15 protein-coding genes and 3 pseudogenes are annotated in these 20,218 nt (G+C 70.0%); 6 read left to right on the top strand and 12 right to left on the bottom strand.

Annotation, left to right across the window (positions count from 1 at the left end; genetic code table 11):
• Positions 1 to 4: 4 nt before the first annotated feature.
• Positions 5 to 1,690: a DUF885 domain-containing protein gene (locus tag F0344_RS31805; protein ID WP_185302056.1), complete on the bottom strand. Its 1,686-nt coding sequence runs from the start codon at positions 1,688 to 1,690 to the stop codon at positions 5 to 7.
• Positions 1,691 to 1,738: 48 nt separating this feature from the next.
• Positions 1,739 to 2,260: an Lrp/AsnC family transcriptional regulator gene (locus tag F0344_RS31810; RefSeq protein ID WP_185302057.1), complete on the bottom strand. Its 522-nt coding sequence runs from the start codon at positions 2,258 to 2,260 to the stop codon at positions 1,739 to 1,741.
• Between the two features lie 59 nt (positions 2,261 to 2,319).
• Between F0344_RS31810 and F0344_RS31815 the strand changes: the two genes are divergently transcribed.
• Positions 2,320 to 3,540 carry a trans-sulfuration enzyme family protein gene (locus F0344_RS31815; protein ID WP_185302058.1) on the top strand — a complete coding sequence of 407 codons (1,221 nt, stop codon included), beginning with the start codon at positions 2,320 to 2,322 and terminating at the stop codon, positions 3,538 to 3,540.
• On the opposite strand, the gene F0344_RS31820 is transcribed toward F0344_RS31815, so the two are convergent.
• The 3 genes and pseudogenes from F0344_RS31820 to F0344_RS36235 form a co-directional block, all read right to left on the bottom strand.
• The gene (locus F0344_RS31820; RefSeq protein ID WP_185302978.1) at positions 3,467 to 4,858 is read right to left on the bottom strand and encodes a GNAT family N-acetyltransferase; all 1,392 of its coding nucleotides are present in this window, start codon (positions 4,856 to 4,858) and stop codon (positions 3,467 to 3,469) included. The two genes, F0344_RS31815 and F0344_RS31820, sit on opposite strands and share 74 nt — an antisense overlap.
• A gap of 171 nt (positions 4,859 to 5,029) precedes the next feature.
• Entirely contained in the window at positions 5,030 to 6,610 is a 1,581-nt protein-coding gene (locus F0344_RS31825; RefSeq protein WP_185302059.1) for an alkaline phosphatase D family protein, read from the bottom strand.
• Between the two features lie 152 nt (positions 6,611 to 6,762).
• Positions 6,763 to 6,867, bottom strand: a pseudogene (locus F0344_RS36235) (alpha/beta fold hydrolase); the annotation flags it as partial.
• Between F0344_RS36235 and F0344_RS31830 the strand changes: the two are divergent.
• Together F0344_RS31830 and F0344_RS31835 are read left to right on the top strand one after the other, a co-directional pair.
• Positions 6,852 to 7,031 carry a hypothetical protein gene (locus F0344_RS31830; protein WP_185302060.1) on the top strand — a complete coding sequence of 60 codons (180 nt, stop codon included), beginning with the start codon at positions 6,852 to 6,854 and terminating at the stop codon, positions 7,029 to 7,031. The pseudogene F0344_RS36235 and the gene F0344_RS31830 overlap by 16 nt on opposite strands.
• Positions 7,032 to 7,361: 330 nt before the next feature.
• The gene (locus F0344_RS31835) at positions 7,362 to 8,126 is read left to right on the top strand and encodes a GntR family transcriptional regulator (protein WP_185302061.1); all 765 of its coding nucleotides are present in this window, start codon (positions 7,362 to 7,364) and stop codon (positions 8,124 to 8,126) included.
• Between the two features lie 63 nt (positions 8,127 to 8,189).
• On the opposite strand, the gene F0344_RS31840 is transcribed toward F0344_RS31835, so the two are convergent.
• Positions 8,190 to 9,347 carry an ROK family transcriptional regulator gene (locus F0344_RS31840; RefSeq protein ID WP_185302062.1) on the bottom strand — a complete coding sequence of 386 codons (1,158 nt, stop codon included), beginning with the start codon at positions 9,345 to 9,347 and terminating at the stop codon, positions 8,190 to 8,192.
• A 101-nt stretch (positions 9,348 to 9,448) separates the two neighbouring features.
• Positions 9,449 to 9,727: pseudogene (locus F0344_RS31845) on the bottom strand (response regulator transcription factor); the annotation flags it as partial.
• On the opposite strand from F0344_RS31845, the pseudogene F0344_RS31850 reads away from it, so the two are divergent.
• Positions 9,722 to 10,282, top strand: a pseudogene (locus F0344_RS31850) (ABC transporter permease); the annotation flags it as partial. The pseudogenes F0344_RS31845 and F0344_RS31850 sit on opposite strands and share 6 nt — an antisense overlap.
• A gap of 103 nt (positions 10,283 to 10,385) precedes the next feature.
• On the top strand, positions 10,386 to 10,823 hold the full coding sequence (locus F0344_RS31855) for a hypothetical protein (protein WP_185302063.1): 438 nt from the start codon (positions 10,386 to 10,388) through the stop codon (positions 10,821 to 10,823).
• A 376-nt stretch (positions 10,824 to 11,199) separates the two neighbouring features.
• Here F0344_RS31855 and F0344_RS31860 read toward each other — a convergent pair whose 3' ends face one another.
• Together F0344_RS31860 and purB are read right to left on the bottom strand one after the other, a co-directional pair.
• The gene (locus tag F0344_RS31860) at positions 11,200 to 12,015 is read right to left on the bottom strand and encodes a nucleotidyltransferase domain-containing protein (protein ID WP_185302064.1); all 816 of its coding nucleotides are present in this window, start codon (positions 12,013 to 12,015) and stop codon (positions 11,200 to 11,202) included.
• 270 nt (positions 12,016 to 12,285) lie between these two features.
• Positions 12,286 to 13,728: an adenylosuccinate lyase gene (gene purB / locus F0344_RS31865; RefSeq protein ID WP_185302065.1), complete on the bottom strand. Its 1,443-nt coding sequence runs from the start codon at positions 13,726 to 13,728 to the stop codon at positions 12,286 to 12,288.
• A 738-nt stretch (positions 13,729 to 14,466) separates the two neighbouring features.
• On the opposite strand from purB, the gene F0344_RS31870 reads away from it, so the two are divergent.
• Positions 14,467 to 14,970: a nucleoside deaminase gene (locus F0344_RS31870; RefSeq protein WP_185302980.1), complete on the top strand. Its 504-nt coding sequence runs from the start codon at positions 14,467 to 14,469 to the stop codon at positions 14,968 to 14,970.
• A 288-nt stretch (positions 14,971 to 15,258) separates the two neighbouring features.
• Here the strand turns inward: F0344_RS31870 and xdhC are convergent, their stop codons facing one another.
• Genes xdhC through F0344_RS31885 form a run of 3 tightly spaced genes read right to left on the bottom strand, consistent with a single transcriptional unit; the run spans position 15,259 to position 19,956 of the window.
• On the bottom strand, positions 15,259 to 16,068 hold the full coding sequence (xdhC, locus tag F0344_RS31875; protein WP_185302981.1) for a xanthine dehydrogenase accessory protein XdhC: 810 nt from the start codon (positions 16,066 to 16,068) through the stop codon (positions 15,259 to 15,261).
• Position 16,069: 1 nt separating this feature from the next.
• Positions 16,070 to 18,496, bottom strand: coding sequence for a xanthine dehydrogenase molybdopterin binding subunit (gene xdhB / locus F0344_RS31880; RefSeq protein ID WP_185302066.1), 2,427 nt, complete (start codon positions 18,494 to 18,496; stop codon positions 16,070 to 16,072).
• Positions 18,493 to 19,956 (bottom strand): xanthine dehydrogenase small subunit, encoded by a 1,464-nt coding sequence (locus F0344_RS31885; RefSeq protein WP_185302067.1) that lies wholly within the window; start codon positions 19,954 to 19,956, stop codon positions 18,493 to 18,495. The genes xdhB and F0344_RS31885 overlap by 4 nt, the downstream gene beginning before the upstream one ends.
• Between the last annotated feature and the right edge of the window lie 262 nt (positions 19,957 to 20,218).

The following is a 20,218-nucleotide window of genomic DNA, read 5'->3' on the forward strand; positions in this document are numbered from 1 at the left end:
GGGATCAGAGCCTGGACAGCTCGTCCACCAGATCGTCCAGTCCGAGAGACCCCTGAGAGAGGGCCGCCATGTGCCACGCCTTCGCGTCGAAGGCCTCGCCGTGTGCCGCGCGGGCGTTCTCCCGGCCCAGCAGCCAGGCACGCTCGCCCAGCTTGTAGCCGATGGCCTGCCCCGGCATCGACAGATAGCGGGTCAGCTCGCTCTCGACGAAGTCGGCCGGCCGGCCACTGTGGCTGCCGAAGAACTCCTGGGCCAGGTCCGGTGTCCACCGCTCGCCGGGGTGGAACGGCGAGTCCGCCGGAATCTCCAGCTCCAGGTGCATACCGATGTCGATGACGACCCGGCAGGCGCGCATCATCTGCGCGTCGAGGTAGCCGAGCCGGCGCTCCGCGTCGGGCAGGAAGCCCAGCTCGTCCATCAGCCGTTCCGCGTACAGCGCCCAGCCCTCGGAGTTGGCGCTGACCTGGCCCACCGAAGCCTGGTAGCGGGAGAGGTTCTCCGCCACGTGCTTCCACTGCGCGATCTGCAGGTGGTGGCCGGGAACACCCTCGTGGTACCAGGTCGAGACCAGGTCGTACACGGGGAAGCGGGTCTCGCCCATCGTGGGCAGCCAGGTACGCCCGGGCCGCGAGAAGTCCTCGGACGGGCCGGTGTAGTACGGGGCGGCGGCGCCGCCCGGCGGGGCGATGTGGGACTCCACCTTCCGCACCCGCTCGGCCAGGTCGAAGTGGGTGCCGTCGAGCGCCGCGATGGCCTCGTCCATCAGTTCCTGGAGCCAGGCCCGTACCTCGTCGACCCCCTCGATGTGCTTGCCGTGCACATCGAGATGTGCCAGCGCCTCCCAGGGGCCGGCGCCCGGGAGGATCCTCGCCGCCTCGGTCTTCATCTCGGCCAGCAGGCGGTGGTATTCGGACCAACCGTACGCGTACGCCTCGTCGAGATCGAGGTCGGTGCCGTTGTAGAAGCGCGCCCAGCGCGCGTACCGCTCGCGGCCCACGGTGTCCGGAGCGCCCTCGATCGCCGGGGCGTACACCTCGTTCATCCAGTCGCGCATCGCCGCCAGCGCGGCAGCGGCCGACGCGGCAGCGGCGTCCAGCTCCGCGCGCAGGGTGGCGGGCCCCGGGGCGACGAAGTCCTGGAAGAAGCCCGAGCCGTCGGCGCCGGCCCAATCCGTCAGCTGCTCGATGAACGTGGAGGTCGCGCGCGGCCCCCCGTACAGCTTGCGCTCCAGGCCGAGTTGGAGCGAGGCGCGGTATCCCTCCAACGCGGCCGGGACGGCCCGCAGCCGGTCCACGACCGCGGCCCAGTCCTCATCGGAGTCGGTCGGTGTGACCGTGAACACCCCGCGGAGGCTGTGCGCGGGCGAGCGGAGATTGGAGACCACCCGCAGTCCCTCGTCCGTGTCACGGATGCCGAGTTCGGCCGTGAGCCTCTCCCGCAGCAGCCGCCCGCACCGACGCTCGTTGTCACTGTCGGCGCCCGGCAGTTTCTCGGACTCGTCGAGCTTCGCCAGGGTCTCGCGGGCGAGGCCGGCGAGGGCCTCCTGACCGGCGGGCGAGAAGTCGGGCAGCCGGCGTGAGCTTTCGGCGACGCCGAGATACGTGCCGGTGATCGGGTCGAGTTCGATGAATGCGTCGACGTAGGCGTCGGCGACCTGGCGGGGCAGCGCGCTCTGAGAAGTGTCTGGCATGCGGACATCCTCGTACGGCGAGGGCCTCCGCGTCACCACCGCCCGAGGTCAGCCGACGGGCGGTCCGGGCGGCGATCCGGGCCGTGGCCCCGGAGGCGATCCCGGAGGCAACAGGGGTCCGCACTCCCATTGCTGGAAGATCAGCCGGGTCTCCACCCGGGCCACTTCGCGACGCGAGGTGAACTCGTCCAGCACGAGGCGCTGGAGGTCCGCCGTGTCGGCGACGGCCACCTGGACCAGATAGTCGTCGGGGCCGGTGAGATGAAACAGGGCCCGGGACTCCGGCAGAGCCCTGATCCGGTCCACGAACGGCCCGATCAGTTCGCGGCGGTGGGGCCGGACCTGCACCAGAAGCAGTGCCTGCAGCCCCCGGCCCAGCCGCGCGGGGTCGAGGCGCAGCTGATGTCCGAGGATGACGCCGGAGCGGCGCAACCGGGTCACCCGGTCCATGCAGGTGGACGGAGCCACCCCGACCTCGGCGGCCAGCTCCCGGTAAGTGGTCCGTGCATCGTTCTGCAGAAGCCGCAGGATATGCAGATCCACCGGATCAAGAACGACAGAATCAGCCATGCATCGAACGTAGCACGGGCTTTTCCCGCCAAAGCCCGTCCCCTGTTCAGAGTGGTGACATGGACACTGAAGCCTCGACAACGCCCCGGACCTCACCCCCGTCCCGGGCGCTGGCCACCGAAGCCGTGCACGCCGGACGCGACGATCTCGCCTCACTCGGACTGCATGCCCCGCCGCTCGACCTGTCCACCACCTACCCCTCGTACGACTCGCGGGGCGAGGCCGAGCGGATCGACGCCTTCGCCACCACCGGTGCGAGGCCGGACGGGCCGCCCGTCTACGCGCGCCTCGACAACCCGACCACCGGCCGCTTCGAAACGGCCCTGGCGCGTCTCGAAGGAACGGAGAGCGCCGTCGCGTTCGCCAGCGGGATGGCGGCCCTCACCGCGGTCCTGCTGGCCCGCGCGAGCATCGGCCTGCGGCATGTGGTGGCCGTCCGCCCGCTCTACGGCTGCAGCGACCACCTCCTGGGCGCCGGACTCCTGGGCACCGAGGTCACCTGGACGGACCCGGCCGGCATCTCCGACGCCATCCGCCCCGACACCGGTCTCGTGATGGTGGAGACCCCCGCCAACCCGACCCTCGCCGAGGTGGACATCCGGGCCGTCGCGCATGCCTGCGGGTCCGTACCGCTGCTCGTCGACAACACCTTCGCCACCCCGGTGCTCCAGCGGCCGGTCGAGCACGGTGCCCGGATCGTGCTGCACAGTGCCACCAAGTACCTGGGCGGCCACGGTGATGTGATGGGCGGAGTCGTGGCCTGCGACGAGGAGTTCGCGGCCACCCTGCGCCAGGTGCGGTTCGCCACCGGCGGCGTGCTGCACCCGCTCGCCGGCTACCTGTTGCTGCGGGGTCTGTCCACGCTGCCGGTGCGGGTGCGCGCCGCGTCGGCGAGCGCCGCCGAACTTGCCAGGCGGCTCACCGCGGACCCCCGCATCGCCCGCGTCCACTACCCGAAGGTGGGCGGCGCGATGGTCTCGTTCGAGGTGTACGGGGACCCGCACCGGGTGATCGCCTCGGTGCGGCTCATCACACCTGCCGTCAGCCTCGGCAGCGTGGACTCGCTGATCCAGCACCCGGCCTCCATCAGCCACCGCATCGTGGCCGAGGGAGACCGGCAGGCGGCCGGTGTCGGAGACCGGCTGCTGCGGATGTCGGTCGGTCTGGAGGACGTCGAGGACCTGTGGGCCGATCTGTGCCAGGCGCTCAGCGGCCCGTCTGCTCAGCCCGCTCGTACGGCGGCAGCGAACGGACGGGAGCCGCATCCAGTCGGGCTGTGACGACGAGCGTGCCTTCCTCGATCTGGTAGTCGAGAGGCAGCCCGAGCCCGCGCATCGCGGCGACCATGCCCGTGTTGCGGGCCTGGGCGACGGCGTAGACGCTCTCGCAGCCGGCCTCGACGGCCAGCGCCACCAGCCGGCCCAGTAGCTCGGAGCCGATACCGCGTCGCTGCCAGTCGTCCTCGACGAGCAGGGCGACCTCGGTCTCGTCGCCGTCCCAGAGCAGGTGGCCGAGCGCCACCAGCTTGCCGGAGGCCGTCTGCACGGCCAGCGTGCGGCCGAAGCGCGGGCTCAGCAGGTGGTCGAGGTAGCGGTCGGCGTCGCGGACCGGGCCGTGGTAGCGCAGTCCGAGGGTCTGCTCGGAGCAGCGGTCGTGCATGGCGCGGGCCGCAGCGAGGTCGCAGCGGTCCGCGCGGCGCACGGTGATCTCGTTGCCCTCAGGGAGCGTGAGGACGTCCTGGCTGCGCGGAACTCGGGGGCCGAGCCGCGCGTCGAGCTCCACGAGGGCGCGGGCCCGGGCGAACTCGGTCGGTGTGAACGGCAGGTGCGGGCGCTCCACGGTGATGACACCCCCGGAGGGGTCCCGCAGCCGCATCGCGGTCTCCTCCAGCACACCTTCGACGGGTGCGCTCTCGCCGGTGGGCCGGCCGGTGACGGAGAGGGCGGGCAGTGAGTGGATGGTGCACCGGCCGAGCAACTGGCGCAGCGCGAGCGGGAGTTCGGCGGCGTCCAGGGCGGTCCTGGTGGCCAGCCCGAGGACCCGGGTCGGGGTGTCGACCAGATCGTGGGCGTCCGCGCGCTCGATCCAGGTGGAGCTGCCGCCCGCCGCGGCGATCTCCCGGGTGAGTTCCTGGGCCTGGAGGGTGGCGGGTGCCCGCAGCAGGAACTCGTCGACGGTGCCGTCGGCCAGCGGGTGCGTCTGGAGGGTCAGGATGCCGACCCGGAAACGGGCGAGCGCGATGCACAGGGCGGCCAGGCTGCCCGGCGCGTCGCGCACGGTCGTTCGCATCCGCCACAGGGTGGTGTCCTCGACGGCCCCTTCGGCCCCACCCCCCGCCCCGGTCACGGCGACCGGGGCCGCCTCGTCCCCGCCGGGGCCCGGCGGGGCGTGGCTGTGGCGCCGGGCCCACCAGGTGTGGAACGCGGCCGTGGCGGCGAGTGCCACGGCCGAGGCGATGAGCAGATAGGGGCCGTCGGGCTGGTGCCCGATCAGGTTGGCGATCGCGTCGGCCACGGCCACCGCCGTGAACAGGGCGGCCAGCTCGATCATGTCCCGCCGCCAGTGGTGGGTGCGGCGGGCGCTCTTCGCAGATGTCACATCAGTCATGTCTCCACTGTGACCGAGTGGTGTTGCCTGATCACGAACGGCTTGTGACTGACGGGTTACGGGTTATCTAGTTGCTTTCTGCACCTTTTGGGGCAAGTTCTTCCGTCGTCGAAAGCGTCACCGCCCCGTTCCTCACCGCCCCGTTCCTCACTGCCCGGTTCCTTACTGCCCGGTGAGACCGGGCTGGAGCACCTTGGTGAACAGGACGCTCCCGCCCTGGGCGCGCAGCCGTACGGTGAGCTCGCCGCTGCCGCCGTCGATGTCCACCTCGCCGTAGTACTGCGGCGACTCCATGGGGGAGACGTTCGCCCGCTCCGGCGCCCGGACGAAGACCCGGTCGGGTCCGAACGTGGCGTCGAGCTTGTTCGCCGGGAAACCACCGGCCGCCAGGGGCCCCGAGACGAACTCCCAGAACGGCGCGAAGTCCTTGAAGGCCGCGCGTTCGGGGGAGTAGTGCTGTGCCGAGGTGTAGTGGACGTCGGCCGTCAGCCACACCGTGCCGGTGACGCGCTGCCGCTTGATGTGCCGCAGGAGTTCTGCCACCTGGAGTTCGCGGCCGAGCGGGGCACCGGGATCGCCCTGGGCCACCGCCTCGAAGTCCGTCGCACCGTCCGGGACGACCAGACCCAGCGGCATGTCAGCGGCGATCACCTTCCAGGTGGCGCGCGAGCGTGACAGTTCCCGCTTGAGCCAGGAGAGCTGCTCGGCGCCCAGGATGCCCGTGGTGTCGTCGGCCTGCCGGCCGGGGGAGTTGGCGTTGCGGAAGGAGCGCATGTCCAGGACGAAGACGTCCAGCAGCGGTCCGTGCCGTACGACGCGGTGTATCCGCCCCTCGCCGGAGGGACCGTGCGCCGCCGGGGCCGGGACGTACTCGCTGAACGCCCGCATCGAGCGGGCCGCGAGCACGTCCACGTTCTTCTCGGTGTAGCGCGGGTCGTCGAGGATCTGGCCGGGGTACCAGTTGTTACGGACCTCGTGGTCGTCCCACTGGACGATGGAGGGCACCTGCGCGTTGAACGCGCGCACGTTCTCGTCGAGCAGGTTGTAGCGGAAGTTGCCGCGGTACTCGTCGAGCGTCTCGGCGACCTTGGCCTTCTCCTCGGTGGTGATGTTGCGCCAGACCCGGCCGTCCGGCAGTGTCACGCTCGGCTCGATGACGCCGTCCGCGTAGACGCTGTCGCCGCTGCAGAGGAAGAAGTCGGGGTCGAGGCGGCGCATCTCGTCGTACACCCGGTAGCCGCCTATGTCCGGGTTGATGCCCCAGCCCTGGCCCGCGATGTCGCCAGACCACAGGAAGCGCACGCCGTCGCGGCGCCTCGCGGGAGCCGTACGGAACGATCCGTACACCGGCTTGCCGGTCCGGCGTGGATCGTGCGGGTCGGCGAGCGTCACCCGGTAGTGCACCTGCTCGCCCGGCGGCAGCCCGTACAGCGGCGTCGTGCCGGTGAAGTCCGTACGTGAGCCGATCAGCGGGCCGTGCCATCTGCGGGCCCGGCGGAAGGACTCCGTGGCCGACGTCTCCACGAGCATGAGAGCGGGACGGTTGGAGCGTACCCACACCAGCGCGGACGACGAGGTCACCGCACCCGTCTGGACACCCCATGCCGCGTTCGGCCGGCCGGAGAGTGCGAAGGCGGGGGCCGCGGCGGCGGTCGCCGGAAGGGTGACGGCGGCCGAGGCGAGGAGTGAGCCGCGCAGCACGGTGCGGCGGCCGGGGTGCGGGACGTGCGGGCGCGACGACATGGATGGGCCTCCGGGGCGAGGGTCGGTGGGGCGGTCGGGGTGGAGCTGACCGCTGCCGACCCATGCCTAGTGCCCGGCAGCGGCCGCCACACCAACCCCAGGTGAACAAGAGGGCCTCGGTCCCTCGCCGACCGCCATGGGACCGGAACCGCTCAGCGACTCGTGCCGAGGATGACGCGCGCCACCGCGGCGGGGTCGTCGTTCCTCGGGACGTGACCACAGCCGGGCAGCCGCACCAGCCGTGCTCCTGGGATGGTGGGTTCGCCAGGTCGGCCGCTTCCTCATCGCGGTCGGACAGGAGCAGACGGCGGACATGGAATCCCGGTTCGCCGAACTCAACGGCGGCGTGGCGTTGGTCATCCTCGCCGGAGGCAAGCCGGACACCTTCTTCCAGGTGGACATCAGGGACGGCGTAATCTAATGCGCCAATATCATTCGCAATCCAGACAAACTCTCCGGATTGCTCGTCGAATAACTCAGATCCGCCCGTGCCCACAGGTGCCACATGCCCCTCGCGGCCTACGCGTTGAGCCCCACGCACCCGCCCCCGGCGTGGGGCTTTGCGCGGCGCGCTGCTCGCCACGCCAAGAACGTCCTGTGAACGCTCTGTGGCCTGTCCCTGTTCCGCTCCGTCACTGCTCAAGGATTGGTCTTGACCAAGGTGGTGTGCCGTCCTATGGTCACAACGTTAAGACAGGAACCTTTAATAAATAACGTCGCGGAAAGCCGCGGGGCGAATGCGGAGGACAGGGTGGGGACCACGCAGCTGGAATCGGTACAGGAGCCGAAGTACTGGCACCTCAAGACCGTGCTCAGTGAGGCACTCGACTCGGACTTCGCGGTGGGGGAGATCCTGCCCAACGAGCGTGACCTCGCAGCCCGGTTCGGTGTCGCCCGCGCCACGCTCCGGCAGGCTCTGGAGCAGCTCGAACTCGAAGGCCGGCTCCAGCGCCGCCGCGGTGTGGGGACCACGGTCGCTCCGCCCCGCGTGGGTGTCGCCGTGTCCACCGCACAGCAGGACTGGACGGACGGCGCCGGTGAGACCTGGCAGCCCGTCGACTGCACCACCGGGTCCGCCCCGGCGGCCGTGAGCGCGATGTTCGACGTGGCCACCGGGGACGCCGTCCACAGGGTGCGCCGCGTCCGCGTGAGCCACGGCCAGCCGCTCGCCGCGGAAATTCTGTACGTCCCCGACTCCTCGGTGCCCGCTCTCTCAGCGATCGACGCCCCTTCGGGTCCCGCCCGCGCCCGGAGCGTCCTGCGCGAGCTGGACCGTCTGGGCCTCGACGGCCAGGACCGCTCGGTCGAGCTCGGGTCCGCCCGCGCCGACGACGCCAAGGAACTCGACAGGCTTCCGGGCGCGCCCGTACTGGTCGTCACCACGCGCTTCTTCGCGGCAGGCGGTACGGCGGCCGTCTCCGTAGCCACCTACCGGGCCGACACCTGCCGACTCACCTTCGGTGACTCGGGCGCCCTGGAGATCAGCCACGAAGAGCAGGCGCGCCAGGCTTCCTGACCACGGCAGTTCCACTCCTGAGCTGCCTGCCCGCTCAGGAGCCTGTCGTGCGGCCCGTCGCAGTCAGCGGCGGGCTGTTACCGTGCCCTCCACCGCGAACAGCTGTTCCTCGACGTGATCCAGCGCCAGCCGCAGGGCGCCGGTCGCCACGGCCGCCTCACCCAGCAGGGAGAGCGTGACCCGGGGCGGGCGCAGACAGTAGCGGGCCAGCTCGCCACGCAGCGGGTCGAGGACACCGTCCAGCCCGGCGGCCCAGCCGCCGATCACCACGAGTTCCGGGTCGAGCGCGAGCACGAGAGCCGCGACATCGTGGACCAGCCGCTGAATGAACCGCTCGACGGCGGCCCGCGCACCGGCGTCACCACGACGGGCCTCCGCGAAGACGGCGGCCACGGCATGCTCGTCCAGAGGGTCGAGAGGGGTGTCCGTCGTGGACAGCAGATGCTCCGGCGTCACGTCCCGGCCCAGCAGATGCAGCGCGCCGATCTCCCCGGCCGCCCCGCCGAACCCTCGGTGCAGGCGCCCCCCGATCAACGAACCGGCCCCGGGGCTCAGGCCCGCGAGGACGAACACGATGTCGTCCGACTCGGTCGCCGCGCCCTTCCAGTGCTCGGCCACCGCCGCCGCGTTGGCGTCGTTCTCCACGAGCACCGGGCAGCGGAAGGAGCGCCGGAGCCGCTCCCCGAGTGCGAGCCCGGTCCACTCCGGCAGTGCGGTCCCCAGCCGGACGGTCCCGTCGGCTTCCACGATCCCCGGGCTGCCCACACCGACCGCCCGCAGGCTGCTGCGGGCCACCCCGGACCGCCGCAGCAGATCCGCGATCACGGTCCTGACCTGGTCCAGCCGGTCGTCGGCCCCCGCGGACTCGGAGACGGCGCGCGAGCCGGCACCGATAATCCGCCCGTCCAGCCCCGACAGCAGCGCGGAGACCCGGTGCGACCCGATCTCGACCCCCAGCAGATGCCCGGCCTCGGCCCGGAAACGGAACCGTCTGGCCGGTCGTCCCTGTCGGCGGGCCTCGCCCTCGTCGGCCTGCGCCTCGACGACGAGCCCAGCCTCGAAGAGACCCTCGACCACACCCTCGACCGTGGGGCGGGAGAGCCCCGTGATCCGGGTCAGGTCCGTCAGAGTGGGGGAACCGGCGCCCCTCAGAGCGTGCAGCACCACCGCGGAATTGATCCGCCTCAGCAGTGACGGGTCCCCGCCGGTCAGCCGGCCCACGGTGTGTCCTCCCAGCTCGCGCGCATGTTCTGCCGGATCGTACTCGCTGGTCGGGGACGCAGCGACCACCGGACGGAGCCGGTACCGAGAGGTGACCTGGGTCAGCGCGGAGCCACGAAGCCGGACTCGTACGCGGCGATCACCGCCTGGGTGCGGTCCCTGGCACCCAACTTGGCCAGGACGGCGCTGACATGCGACTTCACCGTTTCGACACCGACGACGAGCTTCGCGGCGATCTCCGCGTTGGACAGCCCCCGAGCCATCAGCCGGAGCACCGCCTCCTCCCGCTCGGTGAGCGAAGCCAGCTCCATGGCCGCCCGCGCCTTGTTCGTGCCGTACTCGGCGGCGAGCTGCCGGACCGCGGCCGGGAACAGTACCGCCTGAACTTCGGGCAGATCGCGGCGATCAGCTTCGGTGCTACGGCTCTCTCCTGCGAGTATCTGAACGGCGCACTGCGCATATCGCTCGCGGCCGTGCCCCGCAGGGGCCTCTTCTACCTCGCCAAGGTGTCGGTGGTCGGCGGACTCGCGCTGGTCGTCGGGCTGGTCACCAGCTTCACCTCGTTCCTGGTGGGCCAGCTCTTCATGGGCGAGTACGCGATCGGCCTGGGGGAACCGGGCGCTCTGCGCGCGGCCTTCGGCGGTGGCGTCTATCTGGCGCTGATGGCCTTGTTCGCCGCCGGACTCACCACCCTGCTGCGCAGCGCGGTCGCGGTCCTGAGCCTGCTCATTCCCTTCATCCTCATCGTGTCCTTCGTCGTCGGTGACATCGCGGGGGGAGTGGCCCAGTTCTTGCCGGACCGGGCAGGGCAGTTGGTGTTGCACCAGCATCCGGAGGGCAGTCTGGGGCCGTGGGAGGGCCTGGCCGTGACGGCGGCCTGGGCCGGAGTGGCGCTGCTGGCGGGCTGGTGGGCGGTGGGGAAGAGGGATGCCTGACGGCAAGTGCGCACCGGCGGTGGGTAGCTGGGTATCCCTGAGGGGAATGCCCACCGTGTGCGGCAGGGCGTCACTTGTCAGTGGCGGGCGGTTTACTGACGGCATGACGACCGCACATCACCTCCGCCTCATCGACGGGATGCGTGCCCGGCCCTTTCCCTCGGAGCGCACCTCGGCGGGCTCGGGAGTCAGCGGGCCGGGCTACCACACGGCGTTCCTGCACGCCGACGACGAGCACTGGGGGAGCGACGAGTCGGGACGCCTGGAGCATCGGGCGCAGTGCCTCGCAGACCACGACGCCTTGCTCACGCTGCTCACCCTTCGCTGGGGCGAGCCGGAGACCGTCAGTCTGTGGAGCGCTCAGGCACGGATGATCTCCGGGGAGGAGATACCCGAGCCCTGGGCCGATCCGGTGGCGGGCTGCGAGTATCTCCAGCTCTGGCGGATCGAGGCACGCTGGATCGCGATAGGGCTCCACCTGGAGCGCGGCGGGCCAGGCTGCGAGCTGAGCGTTCTGGTGACGGTGATCGACCCGCCCTGACTCGCGGCCTGGCGTCTTACCTTCCTGCTCCAAGCCCGAAGAAACCCGGCGTCCAGCCGTTGACCCGGGCATCCCCGAACCCCGATACCCGTTGAGGAATCCTCGCCGTCACAGTGATCGCCGAGCCCCAGGATCGTGACCTCGTCCTGACCCGCACTGGCAGCGATGCCGAGTTCGCGGGGAACCCGGCAGATAGGGGTGCCTGAGGCTGGGGCCGTTTCCCCTTCCAGCAGGTGGAGCGACCCCAGGACAACGCTCCCATCACGCCAGACAGCTGCGTTCTCTTCTCCGACGCCGCCGAAGTGCTCCGCTTCGACATAAGCCCTCTGGACTCAACCGTCGCCTTCATCGCGAGCTTGCACCGGCGTGGTCCTGCTCACCGCGCGAGCTCATGGAATACCTCGGAGGCCAGCCTGTCAGCCTCATCGAGCGCGGCAGCGAGCGTGTCCGGAGTAGTGCCGAGCGCGGAAAACAGCTCGTGAACCCGTCCGGCGAAGTCCGCAGGGGCGACAGTAAGTTCTCCTGCGGCCCGAACCGCTCCCTTTTCGTTGAGCACCCAACACCTGGCATGGGAATGGAGGGCATGCACGAGAAGTCCGACTGCACGGAAGAGACAGCCAGCGACATAGAAGACATCACCGCGAACTGCCCCCTTGCGGGCGCCGGCCAGAATGAACGGCGTCTCCCATTGTGCGTTGTCGCTGAGCGCCTCGCGCAGTGGCTCCGGATAGACGCGGGTCTGCTCCTGCAGGGTTCGAAGCTCGCCGCTGGGGTCGGCAAGGACGCGTCCAAGGGCCACCTCACCGGCATAGGAGTGGGAGTACACCCCCAGAGGGTGGCCGGGCTGGGTACCGATCTCGAACTGCCCGGCGCGGCACTGCTGCCAGATGCGGTGCACCCGGTCCAGGTTGCGATAGATCCAGTCGACGCGATGGCCATCGATGGTCAGCCAGCCACCGCCGTCCACCCATGGCCCCCAGCCGCCCGGCTCGGTTACTGCCACCGGCCCCCCAGTCAGCTCGGCTGCCAGCAGACGCAGAGCAGCAGTATCCAGTGGTGGCCGGTAGTACAGGCCCAGGTCGTAGTCGGAATCGGGGCTGTGCATACCCCTCGCCCGGCTACCTCCCAGACACACAGCGGCGACCCCGCTGACATCGACCAGCCCATTCGCGATCTCCACCAAGCGATCCACGAGCCACAGTCTGCAGAGGCAGCTCACCGGCCGCGACCGATTTACCTGGCGCCCGCACCCGAAGCATTCATCCTTGCGAGTGAAGTGCAGAGAAGGAGCACCGGCCACAGCGGTCGCCGGGATGGGCGAAGTGGAAGCCGGTGACGGCGGTTGTGAGACTGGGTTGATCCCGCGGAACAGCACACGCAGACCGCCCACGGCCACATCGGGGACGATGCGGTCGCGGGCGGCCAGAAGTTCTTCGGGTGTCTCCGGTGCGGGTTCCGGCGGTCAGAGGATGGAGCCGGGGGTGTAACCCGCGGCTTCCGGGTGCTGCTTCGTGATGTCCTCGATTCGGGAGACCACGGCAGTGACCTGGTCGCCCGCAGCGCCAGTGAAGGACAGCTTGTCGGCCATCAGCGCGTCCAGCTGCGCCCGGTCCAGCGGGATGCGGTCGTCCGCGCCAAGCTTGTCCAGCAGTTCGTTGCGCTCCGCGCCCTGCTCCCGCATGGCGAGGGCCGAGGCGACCGCGTGCTCCTTGATCGCCTCGTGCGCGACCTCCCGGCCGACACCGGCGCGCACCGCACCCATGAGGACCTTGGTGGTGGCGAGGAACGGCAGGTACCGGTCCAGCTCACGCGCCACGACCGCGGGGAAGGCCCCGAACTCGTCCAGCACCGTCAGGAACGTCTCGAGGAGGCCGTCGAATGCGAAGAAGGCGTCGGGCAGGGCAACCCGGCGCACCACCGAGCAGGACACGTCGCCCTCGTTCCACTGGTCGCCCGCCAGCTCACCCGTCATCGAGGCGTAGCCGCGCAGGATCACCATCAGACCGTTGACACGCTCGCAGGAGCGGGTGTTCATCTTGTGCGGCATGGCGGACGAGCCGACCTGACCGGGCTTGAAGCCCTCGGTCACCAGCTCGTGGCCGGCCATGAGCCGGACGGTCTTCGCGACGGACGAAGGCGCCGCGGCCAGCTGGACCAGAGCGGTCACGACGTCGTAGTCGAGTGAGCGGGGGTAGACCTGGCCGACGGAAGTGAAGGCCTGGGCGAAGCCGAGGTGTCCGGCGACGCGCTGCTCCAGGTCGGCGAGCTTCGTGGCGTCGCCGCCGAGCAGGTCGAGCATGTCCTGCGCGGTGCCGACGGGGCCCTTGATGCCGCGCAGGGGATAGCGGCCGAGGAGGTCCTCCAGCCGTGCGTACGCCACCAGCATCTCGTCGGCGGCGGTCGCGAAACGCTTGCCGAGCGTCGTCGCCTGGGCAGCGACGTTGTGGGACCGGCCGGCCATGACCAGTTCGCGGTGCTCGAGCGCCAGCTTGCCGAGGCGGGTGAGGACCGCCACCGTGCGGTCACGCATCAGTTCCAGCGAGAGTCGGATCTGGAGCTGCTCGACGTTCTCCGTGAGGTCCCGGGACGTCATGCCCTTGTGGACCTGCTCGTGGCCGGCCAGGGCGTTGAACTCCTCGATCCGGGCCTTCACGTCGTGCCGGGTGATCTTTTCGCGCTCGGCGATCGAGGCCAGATCGACCTGGTCGAGCACACGTTCGTAATCGGCGAGGGCGGCGTCAGGCACCTCGATCCCGAGGTCCTTCTGAGCGCGCAGCACCGCCAGCCACAGCTGACGCTCCAGCTTCACCTTCTGCTCGGGGGACCAGAGGACAGCCAGCTCCTTGGAGGCGTAGCGGCCGGCCAGGACATTGGGGATACGAGGCTTCGCAGACACAGCAGTCACGCGACCAGAGCTTACCTGTCGTTTTCAGCGGTTCGTGAGCGCCCCAGGGCGTCCGTTACGTCTATGGCGTCCATAAGGTCCAGGTCAGAGACTCCTGGCCGCAACAAGCCCACACGGAGCGTGTGACTCGCCCGTGGGACGGAACGGCCCCGGTGGTGACTGCGTGGGTCGCATGTGCGGTGAGCCCCGCCCGCGAGGGCAGGGCACGGCGCCCTCGCGGGACGTTCCTGCGTGCCGTTCATACGAATCCACAAGAGGGGGCAGCCGACCGGCCGTCTCCTTCATGGGTTCGGTGACTGCCTTCGGCGGGGTCCGCCGGATGTACTTGCCCTATTGCCGCAATGACAGTGTGTGAAAGAGGCACGGAAAGGACAGGGGAGGCTTCCTGATGACCAGCCAGCTCTCTCCCGCCGATGCCCCGAAGGTTCTCCCCGAGCCGGTCGTCGCCGCGATCCCCCGCGCGCGGACCAGCTCGATCGATACGCGGGTGTTCGCCCGGGACGCACAGCACTTCCCGGCCTGTGCGACTGGGCCGACCTCTGAGCCCCACCCCGCTCTCACCGGAGCACATGGCCGCCGCCGGGCCGGGACGGACTCCCGCGGGTGTCGCCGGCCGCGCTGACCCGAGACCGCGGACCGCGAGCCCTACTTGTTGCCCCGCGGGTGGTCCGGTCGTACGAAGTCCCGCACTACCGGACCACCCGCGGAGCCCTCACTGATACCGAAAGAGGAGTGAGCATGACCGCTGAAACCCAAGAGAAGAGCATCCAGGAGCTCGAGCGCACTTGGATGGACGAGGCCATCGGTCTTGCCACCACCAGCGTGAGGAACGGTGGCGGTCCGTTCGGCGCACTGATCGCCAAGGATGGCGAGATCGTCGCGATCGGGAACAACAACGTCACCGCGAACCTGGACCCGACGGCGCACGGCGAGGTGAGCGCCATCCGCGCCGCCTGCCAGAAGCTGGGCTCGTTCTCGCTCGAGGGCTGCGTCCTGGTCACCTCGTGCGAGCCGTGCCCGATGTGTCTTTCCTCCGCCCTGTGGGCGCGCGTCGACCGGATCATCTTCGCCGCCGACCGGGACGACGCCGCGGTGGCCGGCTTCGACGACCGCACGTTCTACGACCTGTTCGACAAGAAGCCCGCAGAGCTGTGGCCGATGGCGGTCGAGCAGGTGGACATGCCGAACCGGACCGCGCCCTTCGACGCTTGGCTGGCCAAGTCCGACCGCATCGACTACTGAAGACCGCCCAGGGAACACGGCCTGCCACAACCACGCACCGCGAGCCACCGCCATCCCTGGTGTGCTGGTGACGCGTGGGTCCCGGGGTCGAACCCCGAACGCCGCTCTGCGGAAGCCTCAGGATTCACGTGACGTGACCTGGGGCTTTTGCCTGTCCCGGGCCGGCCGCTCGTATCCCGGCGGCCATGCGTCTCCCGAGCCGCCGCCGGGCCCGGACGCGCCGAAGGGGTGCCCCGCCCGTGTGCGTTCGCACAAGCGCGGGGCAGCCCGGTCGATCCGGGCAGTCAGTCAGCCGACCTCGGTTTCGAAGGTACGCAGCAGGTCCGCAGCGACGCTCACGGCAATCGTCGCGGGTTCCTTACCGGTGATGTCGGCCAGCCCGATCGGGGTCCTGATCCGGTCGATGGTGGTGTCGTCGTGGCCGCCCTCGGTCCGGAGGCGCTTGCGGAACCGTATCCACTTGGCCGCCGACCCGATCAGTCCGATGGAGCCGAGGTGGGTGGTGCGCAGGGCGGCGTCGCACAGAGCGGCGTCCTCTGCGTGATCATGGGTCATGATCAGGACGTGGGTGCCGGCCGGCAGCTCCTCCAGTACCTCCTCGGGCAGCAGCGGCGTGTGATGCAGATGCACCTGTGCCACCGCGTCCGCCAGCACGCTGAGCCGCTCCTCCGCGAGCATGTCGGAGCGGGTGTCGATCAGATGGAGGTCGAGGTCCTGACGTGCCAGGACGCGCGCCAGTTCCAGACCCACGTGTCCCACACCGAAGACCGCCACCGCCCGTACCACCGGCAGGGGTTCGAGCAGCACCGAGACGGTGCCGCCGCAGCACTGCACACCATGCCGGCTGGTCACCTTGTCGTTCAGGGCGAAATCGATCAGCTCCGGACCGGACCTGGAATCGGAGGTCATCTCGCGCGCCCGGTCGATCGCGACGGCTTCGACGTTGCCGCCGCCGATCGAGCCCCATGACTCGTTCCGCCCCACCACCAGCTTGGCACCGGCGTTGCGCGGGGCGTGGCCGCGCACGGTCGCGACGGTCACCAGCACACCGGGCTCCCGGCGTGCCCGCAGCCGTGCGACCGCGGCGACCCACGTCATGTCAGGCACCGCTCAAGGCTGTCGCGTCGGTTCGGACCTTGACTTCGCAGGCGTGGGCGCCCGCGGCGGAACCGTTTGAGTCGTGACCGTTCCGCGAGGTGGCGCCCTGACGGGCCGACTCGATCGCCCAGTACACCGCTTCCGGCGTCGCGGGCGAGGCCAGCTCGACGCTGACTCCGCTCGGCCCGAACGCGGCGGCTGCCTGCCGCAGCGCCTCTCGCACCGAGAACGCCAGCATCAGCGGAGGCTCGCCCACCGCCTTGGACCCGTAGACCGAGCCCTCTTCGGTGGCGTTCTCCAGAAGGGTGACGTTGAACTCCTCGGGCATCTCCGAGAAGCTCGGCAGCTTGTAAGTGCTCGCGGCCCGGGTCAGCAGCCTGCCGCGGTGCGGACCGTCCGTGGCGTCCCAGCGCATGTCCTCGAGGGTCAGCCAGCCCGCTCCCTGGACGAAGCCACCCTCGACCTGACCGATGTCGATCATCGGGGACAGGCTGTCGCCGACATCGTGCACGATGTCCACGCGCCGGATGCGGTACGCACCGGTGAAGCCGTCCACCTCCACCTCGGCAGCGGCGGCGCCGTGGGAGAAGTACTTGAACGGCGAGCCCCGGAACGACTTCGCGTCCCAGTGGAGTCCCTCGGTCCGGTAGAAACCGGCAGCCGACAGCTGGACCCGCTGGAAGTACGCGGTGCGCACCAGGTCGTCCCAGGCCAGCTCCTCGTCGCTGCCCAGGGTGCGCGCGACCCCCTCGACGATGCGTACGTCCGAGGCGTTCGCGCCCAACTGCGAGGCGGCCACCCGCAGCAGCCGCTCGCGCAACTGCTCACAGGCGTTCTTCACCGCCGCACCGTTGAGGTCCGCTCCGGAACTTGCCGCCGTGGCCGAGGTGTTGGGCACTTTGTCGGTCCGCGTCGGGGCGAGCCGCACCTTGTACAGCGGGATACCCAGGGAGGTCGCGGCAACCTGCAGCATCTTGGTGTGCAGGCCCTGGCCCATCTCGGTGCCGCCGTGGTTGATCAGGACGGAGCCGTCCTTGTAGATCAGTACGAGGGCGCCGCCCTGGTTGAACGCGGTGAGGTTGAACGAGATTCCGAATTTGACGCCGGTTACCGCGAGTGCCCGCTTGGTGTTCGGGTGCGAGGCGTTGAAGGCGGCGATCTCGCGCTTGCGGTCGGCGATGCCGCCGTTGTCCACGGCCTTCTGCCAGACGGCGGAGATCCGTTCGGGCTGGACGACCGGCTGTCCGTACGGTGTCGCCTGGCCCTGCTGGTAGAAGTTGCGCTCGCGCAGCTCCATCGGATCCAGGCCGAGCAGCGGCGCGCACCGGCCCATGATGTCCTCGATGACCAGCATTCCCTGCGGGCCTCCGAAGCCGCGGAAGGCCGTGTTGGAGACCTTGTTGGTCTTGGCGATGCGACCGGTGACGCGCGCGTTGGGAAGCCAGTAGGTGTTGTCGATGTGGCACAGCGCACGTGCCACCACCGGTTCGGAGAGGTCCAGGCTCCAGCCCCCGTCCGCGGTCAACGTGGCTTCCAGGGCTCGGACACGGCCGTCGGGATCGAAGCCGATCTTCCACTGGGCGTGGAAACCGTGCCGCTTGCCCGACATGGTCAGGTCCTGCGTCCGGTTGAGCCGCAGCCGGACCGGCCGGCCGGTCAGCTTGGCGCCGAGCGCGGCGACGGCCGCGAAGCCGTGCGGCTGCATCTCCTTGCCGCCGAAGCCGCCACCCATCCGCAGACACTGCACGGTGACCTCGTGGCTGTGCAGTCCGAGCACATGCGCGACGATTTCCTGGGTCTCCGACGGATGCTGGGTGCTGCTCTGGACGAACACCTGCTCGGCCTCGTCGATGTGGGCCAGCGCCGCGTGCGTCTCCAGGTAGAAGTGTTCCTGATCGGAGAACTGGAACTCCCCGGTGAACACGTGCGCGGCGTCGGCGAAGCCCGCGTCGACGTCGCCGGTCAGCATCACGGGTCGAGCGCCGTGAAAACTGCCGGCCGCGATCGCGTCCTGAAGCGTGACGACGGAGGGCAGTTCGTCGAGTTCCACCTCGACGGCCGCCGCACCGAGCCGGGCCGCCTCCAGGGTCTCGCCGAGCACCCAGGCGACCGCGTGGCCGTAGAACATGACCTCGTCGGGGAAGAGCGGCTCGTCGTGCTTCATTCCGGCGTCGTTGACACCGGGCACGTCGGCACCGGTCAGCACGCGGACCACGCCCGGCACGGCGAGTGCGGGCTCGGTGCGCAGCGCGGTGATCCTGCCGTGGGCCTTCATGACCTGGACCGGATGCGCGTGCAGCACGTCCTTGGTGCGGTGGACCAGGTCATCGGTGTACAGCGCGGTGCCGGTGACGTGCAGGGTGGCGCTCTCGTGCGGCATCGAGACGCCGACGACAGGCTTCTCAGGGCGTTCGGACAACTGACTCATGACGAGACCGCCTCAATGGTTTGCGCGTACAGCTTCCGCAGGCTCTGTCCCAGCATCGCGGAACGGTAGAGCGAGCTGGCGCGATGATCACTCATCGGTGTGCCCTCGCCCCGCAGCTCGCCGGCCGCGGCTTCGACGGTCTCCGTCGACCAGGGCCTGCCCTCCAGGGCCGCCTCGGTGGCGAGGGAGCGGATCGGGGTGGCGGCCACGCCGCCCAGACCGATGCGCGCCTTGCGGACGATCCCGTCCTCGATGTCGAGTGCGAAAGCGACCGCCACGCTGGAGATGTCGTCGAAGCGGCGCTTGGCGATCTTGTGGAAGGCCACGACCGGGGACAGCGGCAACGGGATGCGTACCGAGCGGATCAGCTCGCCGGGACGCCGTACGCTCTGCCGGTATCCGGTGAAGTAGTCCGCCAGTGGGACCTCGCGCTCACCGTCGGCGCCGGCGAGCACCACCGATGCGTCCAGTGCGAGCAGCACCGGCGGGCTGTCACCGATGGGGGAGCCGGTGCCCAGATTGCCGCCGAGGGTCGCACCGTTGCGGATGAGCCGGGACGCGAACCGCGGGAACAGCTCGGCCAGCAGCGGGACGCCACCGTCGAGACGCCGCTCGATCTCGGTGAGGGTCAGCGCCGCCCCGATCTCGATGGAGTCCGACTCGACGCGCAGTTGCCGCAGTTCGGGGAGGCGGTCGATGCCGACCACGCAATCGGCCCTGCGTGAGCCGATGTTCACCTCGACGCCCCAGTCGGTGGAGCCGGCGACCACCACCGCTCCGGGCCGTTCGCGCAGTAGCTGCAGAGTTTCGGCCAGGGTGTTCTTCCGCAGGAACGCGCGCTCGTCCTGGGTGTATTCGGTGGCGACCGGTGCGGGCGGAGACTGCTCGCGACGTCGCGCCAGCGGGTCCTCGTCGGCAGGCGTCCCGACGGCGAACGCGGCATCGCGAATGGGGCGATAGCCGGTGCACCGGCACAGGTTCCCGCTCAGCGCGTGCAGATCGAAACCGTTCGGACCGTGCTCGGCGTCGGCGGTGTCGTCCGGCTCCGCGTGGGCGCAGCGGTTGGGCCTGTAGTACTCGGCCGCCATGCTGCAGACGAAGCCCGGAGTGCAGTAGCCGCACTGGGAGCCGCCGCGGACCGCCATCTCCTCCTGCACCGGGTGCAGGGTGGCCGGAGTCCCGGGCGCGCCGGCGGTGGCGAGGCCCTCGGAGGTGATGATCTCCTGACCGTCGAGCGCCGCGGCGGGCACCAGGCAGGCGTTGACCGCCACCCAGTCGGTGGGCTTGTTCACTCCGGGACGGGCCACCAGGATCGAACAGGCGCCGCACTCACCCTCGGCGCAGCCCTCCTTGGTGCCGGTGAGGCCACGCTCGCGAAGGAAGTCCAGCGTGGTGGTGTGAGGGGCGGCCGGTGAAATCGGTGCTTCTTTCCCGTTGACCGTGATCCGCGCCGCTACCATGTCAGGCCCTCTTCTCGGTGCGGGATCAGTTGATTCATGTTCGCCAATTTCAGGCAGCTTTCTGTGTTCAGACGCACCACATCAGAGGAGTGGGCGCCGAAAGGCACGCGACACGACGTGCCGGAAGAGGGTGAAGGAAACCTGGAACGCGCCACGGAGGGGCGCATCAGGACGGCTTGATCAGAAGCCGTGCGTCATCAGCGACGGCGCGTGATCAGCAGAGTTGGGAGCAGCAAGGGTGGGAGCAGCAAGGGTGCGTGAT

The organism is Streptomyces finlayi (assembly GCF_014216315.1).
Lineage (GTDB): Bacteria > Actinomycetota > Actinomycetes > Streptomycetales > Streptomycetaceae > Streptomyces > Streptomyces finlayi_A.

Excerpts from the sequence above, each read along its gene's own strand:
- F0344_RS31810 (WP_185302057.1), bottom strand. The coding sequence starts at position 2,260 with ATGGCTGATTCTGTCGTTCTTGATCCGGTGGATCTGCATATCCTGCGG.
- xdhC (WP_185302981.1), bottom strand. The coding sequence starts at position 16,068 with ATGACGTGGGTCGCCGCGGTCGCACGGCTGCGGGCACGCCGGGAGCCC.
- F0344_RS31855 (WP_185302063.1), top strand. The coding sequence starts at position 10,386 with ATGACGACCGCACATCACCTCCGCCTCATCGACGGGATGCGTGCCCGG.
- F0344_RS31885 (WP_185302067.1), bottom strand. The coding sequence starts at position 19,956 with ATGGTAGCGGCGCGGATCACGGTCAACGGGAAAGAAGCACCGATTTCA.
- F0344_RS31815 (WP_185302058.1), top strand. The coding sequence starts at position 2,320 with ATGGACACTGAAGCCTCGACAACGCCCCGGACCTCACCCCCGTCCCGG.
- F0344_RS31870 (WP_185302980.1), top strand. The coding sequence starts at position 14,467 with ATGACCGCTGAAACCCAAGAGAAGAGCATCCAGGAGCTCGAGCGCACT.
- xdhB (WP_185302066.1), bottom strand. The coding sequence starts at position 18,496 with ATGAGTCAGTTGTCCGAACGCCCTGAGAAGCCTGTCGTCGGCGTCTCG.
- F0344_RS31805 (WP_185302056.1), bottom strand. The coding sequence starts at position 1,690 with ATGCCAGACACTTCTCAGAGCGCGCTGCCCCGCCAGGTCGCCGACGCC.
- F0344_RS31825 (WP_185302059.1), bottom strand. The coding sequence starts at position 6,610 with ATGTCGTCGCGCCCGCACGTCCCGCACCCCGGCCGCCGCACCGTGCTG.